The sequence below is a fragment of the Sulfurovum sp. genome (assembly GCA_026990595.1).
In the GTDB taxonomy this organism is placed as follows: domain Bacteria; phylum Campylobacterota; class Campylobacteria; order Campylobacterales; family Sulfurovaceae; genus Sulfurovum.
The window spans coordinates 1-6,612 of record JALXCZ010000015.1; the positions used below are offsets into that span (position 1 = coordinate 1).

9 protein-coding genes are annotated in these 6,612 nt (G+C 37.8%); 6 read left to right on the forward strand and 3 right to left on the reverse strand.

Features of this window, described 5'->3' with window-relative positions; all coding sequences use genetic code 11:
• Nucleotides 1–233 precede the first annotated feature (233 nt).
• The 3 genes from MVE01_RS04515 to MVE01_RS04525 all read left to right on the forward strand — a co-directional run bounded on the left by MVE01_RS04515 (nt 234) and on the right by MVE01_RS04525 (nt 1,588).
• The gene (locus MVE01_RS04515) at nt 234–416 is read left to right on the forward strand and encodes a hypothetical protein (RefSeq protein ID WP_472560976.1); all 183 of its coding nucleotides are present in this window, start codon (nt 234–236) and stop codon (nt 414–416) included.
• A gap of 76 nt (nt 417–492) precedes the next feature.
• Entirely contained in the window at nt 493–1,182 is a 690-nt protein-coding gene (locus MVE01_RS04520) for a Bax inhibitor-1/YccA family protein (protein WP_472560977.1), read from the forward strand.
• A complete protein-coding gene (locus MVE01_RS04525) occupies nt 1,175–1,588 on the forward strand; it encodes a thiamine-phosphate pyrophosphorylase (RefSeq protein WP_472560978.1) in 414 nt (137 codons plus the stop codon). Before MVE01_RS04520 ends, MVE01_RS04525 begins: the two co-directional genes overlap by 8 nt.
• Here MVE01_RS04525 and MVE01_RS04530 read toward each other — a convergent pair.
• Entirely contained in the window at nt 1,585–2,292 is a 708-nt protein-coding gene (locus MVE01_RS04530; RefSeq protein WP_472560979.1) for a methyltransferase, read from the reverse strand. The genes MVE01_RS04525 and MVE01_RS04530 overlap by 4 nt on opposite strands.
• Before the next feature lie 107 nt (nt 2,293–2,399).
• On the opposite strand from MVE01_RS04530, the gene secG reads away from it, so the two are divergent.
• The 3 genes from secG (at nt 2,400) to pyrE (ending at nt 4,039) form a co-directional block, all read left to right on the forward strand.
• Nucleotides 2,400–2,750, forward strand: coding sequence for a preprotein translocase subunit SecG (secG, locus tag MVE01_RS04535; RefSeq protein WP_472560980.1), 351 nt, complete (start codon nt 2,400–2,402; stop codon nt 2,748–2,750).
• Between the two features lie 120 nt (nt 2,751–2,870).
• On the forward strand, nt 2,871–3,428 hold the full coding sequence (gene frr, locus MVE01_RS04540; RefSeq protein WP_472560981.1) for a ribosome recycling factor: 558 nt from the start codon (nt 2,871–2,873) through the stop codon (nt 3,426–3,428).
• A 2-nt stretch (nt 3,429–3,430) separates the two neighbouring features.
• Nucleotides 3,431–4,039 (forward strand): orotate phosphoribosyltransferase, encoded by a 609-nt coding sequence (gene pyrE / locus MVE01_RS04545; protein WP_472560982.1) that lies wholly within the window; start codon nt 3,431–3,433, stop codon nt 4,037–4,039.
• 21 nt (nt 4,040–4,060) lie between these two features.
• Here pyrE and MVE01_RS04550 read toward each other — a convergent pair whose 3' ends face one another.
• Entirely contained in the window at nt 4,061–6,394 is a 2,334-nt protein-coding gene (locus MVE01_RS04550) for a helicase HerA domain-containing protein (protein WP_472560983.1), read from the reverse strand.
• A 17-nt stretch (nt 6,395–6,411) separates the two neighbouring features.
• Nucleotides 6,412–6,612: hypothetical protein (locus tag MVE01_RS04555; protein ID WP_472560984.1), on the reverse strand; the 201-nt coding region annotated here is incomplete at its 5' end.

Here is a 6,612-nt window from a genome sequence, read left to right on the forward strand (position 1 = left end):
TGTCAAAGATCACTCACTTCTCACTCTCTTAACTAACTCAGCTAAGGTCTCTGTGTTTGTGGACGCGTATTATAGCACCGAACTTCTCCCTTGTCAAGGGTTTTTCGCTAATTTATTGAAATTTGTTTATTTTTTTTTAATACATACATTATATATAAAATATGATCTCTTTACTATGATTGATTAAGATAACTTTATTTATAATCTAGCTATTAACTATATAAAGGTACTTTATGAAATTATTTTATATTATGATAACTATTGTTACACTCTTTATTTCCGGATGTATGGAGACACCTGAAGTCACCTCATCAAAAAAGGATATAGCTCAAAAACAGATTGAATCTAATAAAAGTGAAGCACAAAAGGCAAAAGAAGAGTATAGCAAATTACAAAAACAACGTAAATTAGAATAACTATTTAGATTAACCTTAGATTAATCTGCCTGCACTATACTTGCACAAATCGATAATAATAACAAAAAGGAATATTATGGCTTTATATGATAGAAATTATACCCATCCGGTAGAAGCTGGTTATGTGAAGGAAGGTTCAACTGTCAATTTTATGAAACAAACATATCAACTGTTGGCAGCAAGTATGCTTGCCGCAGCAGCTGGTGCTTATGCAACAATGCCTTATGCTGAAACTGTTATGCACTATAGATGGTTCATTTTTGGTTTTGAACTCTTTATGCTTTTTGTTGGTCTGGGAATGACAAGAAATAAACCAGGATTAAATTTAGCTGCTCTTTTTGTATTTACTTTTGCAACAGGTGTTTCATTGGTACCACTTTTAGCAAAACTCATTGGCATGGGTAACGGTGCTGTTATCGGGAATGCATTCCTTATGACCTCTGTACTTTTTGGGGCATTAAGTCTTTTTGCGATTAATAGTAAAAGTGATTATTCAAACTGGGGGAAGCCCCTATTCATCACATTGATCGTTGTGATCATCGCTTCATTAGTAAATGTATTTATTCTTCAAAGCCCTATGATGCATGTGATCATTACTGCCGGTATTTTGCTTCTATTCAGTTTTTTCACTATTTATGATACGCAGAATATTGCAAATGGTGCCTATGATTCACCAGTAGACGCTGCTGTTTCACTTTACCTTGATTTTCTAAATATGTTTACAGCCCTGCTCCAAATGCTTGGTATTTTCGGCGGAGATGACTAGGGAAGTAAATTCTGTTAAGATAGCGCGTCTGATAGATGCCAACCTTAACAGATTAAAAGAGGGTATTCGTGTCATTGAAGATATCAACCGTTACATCTATGATGATACTGTTCTCACTTTTACACTCAAAGCACTACGACATAAAATTCAATCTGCTTACGATCAAAAGCGCTTACGCTACAGAGATAGTGAACATGATGTGCAAAAAAAGAGTATCGATTCCGAAATGGCACGTAGCAATATAAATGACCTGATGATAGCAAACTTTTCAAGAGCTCAGGAATCTGCACGTGTACTCGAAGAAAGTTTCAAACTAACTGACTTATCTCTTTCCGAACTCTTTAAAGATCTACGTTATGAACTTTACAGCATAGAAAAAATATTCTTTTTGAAACAAAAAGATTAGTTCTTTGCATTGACAAAGAGTACTTCAAACTCAAGATGATCCAGTGGATACTTTTCCATCAAATATTTTATTTGTCTATAGCTTAACTTTTTCTCTCCACCACTTACTCCACTTTTCTTAATATACTGAAGCATTTCCCGCACTGAATCAAAATCCAATGTATAGTGGTGCAAAACAAATGAGGCATCATTGTAATATTCTAAAATAGTCTCCTGCAGCTTTTCTGCCGAATATATAGGAGAGTTTATATTTGCTGTTCGGTGCAATGTTTTAAATGTCCCAGAGGTAAAAATGGCTGCATAAAATCTATTTGAAAGTGTTGAAAGTTTTCCCACTGTAAAATCAAGATCATTACTCCATTGTAAAGCAGAGGAAGAGAGCAGTAGGTCATATTGTTTCAAAGGTAGTGCATCTATAAAGTTCTTATCATTAAAATTTGCACAAACCTTTGTAACTATTTCTGTTTGTGGGTGTATCTCCAGCATTTTCTCAGAAGAGTCAAGTACAACGAAAAGTTCAAATGTTTTTATTTTTTTCTGCAGCTTCCTAAAAATTTCACCACTCCCACAACCTATATCAAGAAGTGTACTATAGTTATCTAAAGGGATCTTTTCTGCCAATATTTTAGCAACTTGTACCTGTATAATATTATAGTGATCGTACTGATGTGCAAAGCGGGAAAATTCCTGAATTACATTTGACATTTTCTCTCCTTTTGCACTCTTCATCGCTATTTCAAACTTTTTTAGGTATAATCGCCGAAATTATACCCAAATTACGTTTGGGTACTCTATAGAAAATGAGGATATTCATGACATCAACACTTTTAATCGTACAAATCATATTGGCGATCGCTATAACTATCACTGTACTGCTACAAAAAAGTTCAAGTATAGGTCTTGGCGCATATAGCGGCAGTAACGAATCTGTATTTGGAGCAAAAGGACCTACAGGATTTCTTGCTAAACTTACATTTACACTTGCATTTGCATTTATTATAAACACATTGGCCTTGGGCTATCTTTATACTGCACAGAATAGTAGTTCTGTCGCGGATACAATAGTTCCTAAAAACAATGCTGCTGTTCCATCAGCTCCGGTAACACCTGTAATGCCAAAAAGCAGCGCACCGGCTGCTCCTTCAACACCAGCCAAGAAATAACACTCCCACAGGAAGGAAAATCCTTCTTGTACATTTTTTCTCTTCCCTGTGCTTCGACCAACTAAATACCAAACAAGGTAAAAAAGGGTAAAATCTGCCTAATAAACCTAGGAGAATGTTATGGTAAATGAAATTTTTGAACACACTATTGAAAATATGGACAAAAGTATTGAAGCACTTAAAAGAGACTTCGCAACACTCAGAACCGGAAAAGTAACTACAGGAATTGTAGACAATATCAAAGTAGATTACTATGGTACACCTACTGCATTAAATCAGGTAGGGAATGTCATTGCAACAGATGCTACCACTATCAGTATCACTCCTTGGGAAAAGCAACTCTTAGGAGATATTGAAAAAGCGATCCAGGAAGCGAATATTGGAGTTAATCCTAACAATGATGGGGACTTTATCAAACTATTCTTCCCTCCTATGACATCGGAGCAAAGAACAGAGATTGTGAAACAGGCAAAAGGAATGGTAGAAGCTGCAAAGATTGCTATTAGAAATGTAAGAAAAGATGGGAATGACAAAATTAAAAAACTTGAAAAAGCGAAAGATATCAGTGAAGATGAATCAAAAAAAGCCCAAGAACAGATCCAAAAGATTACAGATGAACATGTTGCTAAAATAGAAGAAGCTTTTAAAGTAAAAGAAGCTGATATCCTAAAGGTTTAGTAATGAATGTAGAACAGGTCTATAAAGATGCAAATGCTCTGCTTGACGGACATTTTCTCTTGGCAAGCGGCAATCATTCGGCTAGATACCTTCAAAGCGCCAAAGTACTTGAATATCCTAAAAAAGCTGCATTGCTTACAGATGCACTTGCACAAATGATACGTGATGCCGGTGTGGAAGTGGATACCGTTTGTGCCCCTGCTCTAGGTGGTGTACTTGCCGGCTATGAGCTGGCTCGCTCTTTGGATGTTCGTTCTATCTTTGTTGAGAAAAAAGAAGGTGGGATGGAGCTTCGTCGCGGATTTGAGATCAAAAAAGGTGAAAAGATCATTATTTGTGAAGACATCATTACCACAGGCGGTTCTGCACTTAAAGCAGCAAAAGCTATTGAAGCACTAGGGGGTAAAGTAGTTGCATTTGCATCACTTGCCAACAGGGGTTTTTGTAAACGCATAGGCAGTAATAATACAGCAAAACCTGAATGTAGTCTTCCTGAGGATGTTCCTCTTTTTTCTCTGGATGATTTTACGTTTGAAATGTATGCACCGCAAGATTGTCCTCTTTGTAAAGAAGGAAAATCTGAAGCCATTAAACCGGGAAGCAAAAGCTAACGCTTTTACTCCTTGTCTTTCTTAACTAACTCTCCAAACTACAGCACATAATGCTACATCTATATCTGTTTTTCTCGGTTTTACCGTAAATGTTTCTATTTCACAATTATCTATATTATATTTATCATTGATCACATCTACAGCATCTTCAAGCTCATTTTCCAGTGTCTCTATATCTGCCTGAATTGCAGCCACTCGTTGTTCTGCCCGACTCATATCTCCATGCTCTTTAAGGATAGTGCTTCCTTTTCTAAAGGCTCTTCCTATGCTTGCAGGACTTCTTCGTCCAAAGAGTGCACCAAGCACTGCAATACCTGTCTCTATCATAGAGTTTGTAGAATCTGCCTCCTCTTTTTTTACACGCTCTTTCGCACGCTCAAGCCTGTCAAGCAGTGTTTTCTCTTTTTTATCATAACGTGTTTGCAGTTTTTCTATCTGCTCTTCTTTTTTATCATTCAGCATATCTTGCAGACGTACCATAAAATCTGCACGAGATTCCCCTGCCTTGGACTCCAGCTCTGGCGAACTACAGCGTAAAAGTTCCAAACGCTCCTCTGTATAAAGCTCCTCTTTAAGCTCTCTAATGGCTTTTTTCAATCCTCTGTCTTCAAGTACAACTGTTGGCAATGGCTGGAATTTTGCTTTAGTTGGTGCCGTAGAAGGATATTTTTCAAAGTCTTCCACTTCTCTTCCTGCCTCTTCCCAGTCAACCGTTTGCTGATTACTCTCCAGTTCCAGCGAAAGTATGAGTTCTCTCTCTTCATCCAACCCTTTACGCTGATTATAGAAGTGTACTTTGGCTTTAGCTCCCAGAGTTGCATAGAAATGGTTCTCTCCTGTAGCATCAGGTTCAAAATACTGAGGAATGGAGTCATCAATATTTTGGAAGCTTTCTAGTTTTTGCTTTTTCTGAATCATATTATGCACTGTTTCTGCTTCAATATTTTGAGTCTCTTTTTGTACTTTCATAAGCCTGCTTATCTCATTACGTTTGAGTGGTCCCTTAAGATAAGACATCACCCATCGTGTGGTAAAAAGTCGAATATCCTCTAAATGTGCAGACTTTAGAAAAAAGGTTCTCTTTTTTAGGTTTGCCAAGAGTGTTTTGATTTCATTTTTGTCATAACTTGCACCTACTTTACCCCCAAGCCCATCTATGACACGCTCTATGTCTTGAGTGGTCTGTAGCCTGCCTATAAACCATGTTCCGATGTTAGAGAGTCCTTTATAATCCAAGTCTACAGGGTTCTGTGTACTAAGTACCACCCCTACACCAAAAGCACGTGCCTGCTTCAGAAGCAGGAGCATAGGCTCTTTACTTGGAGGGTTCTTTGTAGGAGGGAAGAAACCAAATATCTCATCCATATAGAGCAATGTCTTGAGTGCCGAAGTACCACTTTGTCTTCGCATCCATGCTGTGTATTTGTTCAACAACAATGTCACAAAAAACATACGCTCCTCGTCATTGAGGTGAGAAATGGAGAAGATGGCTATCTTTGCTTTACCATTCTCATCATAAAGAAGCTTTTGAATATCTAGGCTATCACCCTGAAGCCAAAGAGAAAAACTTGGACTTGCAAGCAACGAATTAAATTTGGTTGCCAGTTTAAAACGTGCTTCCTGAGGGTAGAAATCATCTAGTGGCAATACCCCTATCTTTTTGAAAGAGGGATTAATAACCTTTCCAATGATCTGTTCTATACTCATATTTTCATCTGCAAGCCATGCCTTAGTAAGTATCTGTGCAAGAAGGATGTACTCTTTAGAATCTAAAGGATCCGCAACGATACCAACTAGCGAGAGTAATCCTACCACTGTACTCTTCAAATAGGAAGTAAATATATCACTCTCTTCCATAATTTCAGCAGGTGGTGTTTCAAGTGAAGACATGATATTGATGGCTACACCGGCAGAGCTTCCCGGTGTGTAAATAGTTTTTTTTATGTTATGAAACTTTTCTACACGAGAACTGTCCTGCCCCCAACTCTCTACCCCTTCTTTCCACACTGCAGAGATCTTGGCTGCATAGCTACTTACATTTGTCTCTTTGGCTTTGGCTTCATCCTCTACCCATGGCTCAAATGTTTTAGGATTGAAATTCGGGTCAGTCAAACAAAGATCACCCATATCTCCTTTTGGATCAATAACAATAGAGGGAATATTATCAATTGCAGCTTCTTCAATAATATCTACTCCAAGCCCTGTCTTACCGGAGCCTGTCATACCAATAATTGCTGCATGGGTAGTAAAGTGCTTGTTTTTAAGCAGAGTAAGGGCATCTGTTGCCTCCATAGAAGTTTTATCAACATCTTTCCCTAGATAGAATAGTCCCAGTTTTTCATAAATCTCTTGCATATGCTCTTCCTTGGTTATTATCTATAGAATATTTTAACCAAATTCATATGGAAAATAGTTTGGAAGTAGTCATTTAAAAAAAATTTAAGCTCCTGGATTGCCTGGATTGCCTGGATTGCCTGGATTGCCTGGATTGCCTGGATTGCCTGGATTGCCTGGATTGCCTGGATTGCCTGGATTGCCTGGATTGCCTGGATTGCCTGGATTGTGCGTACCCG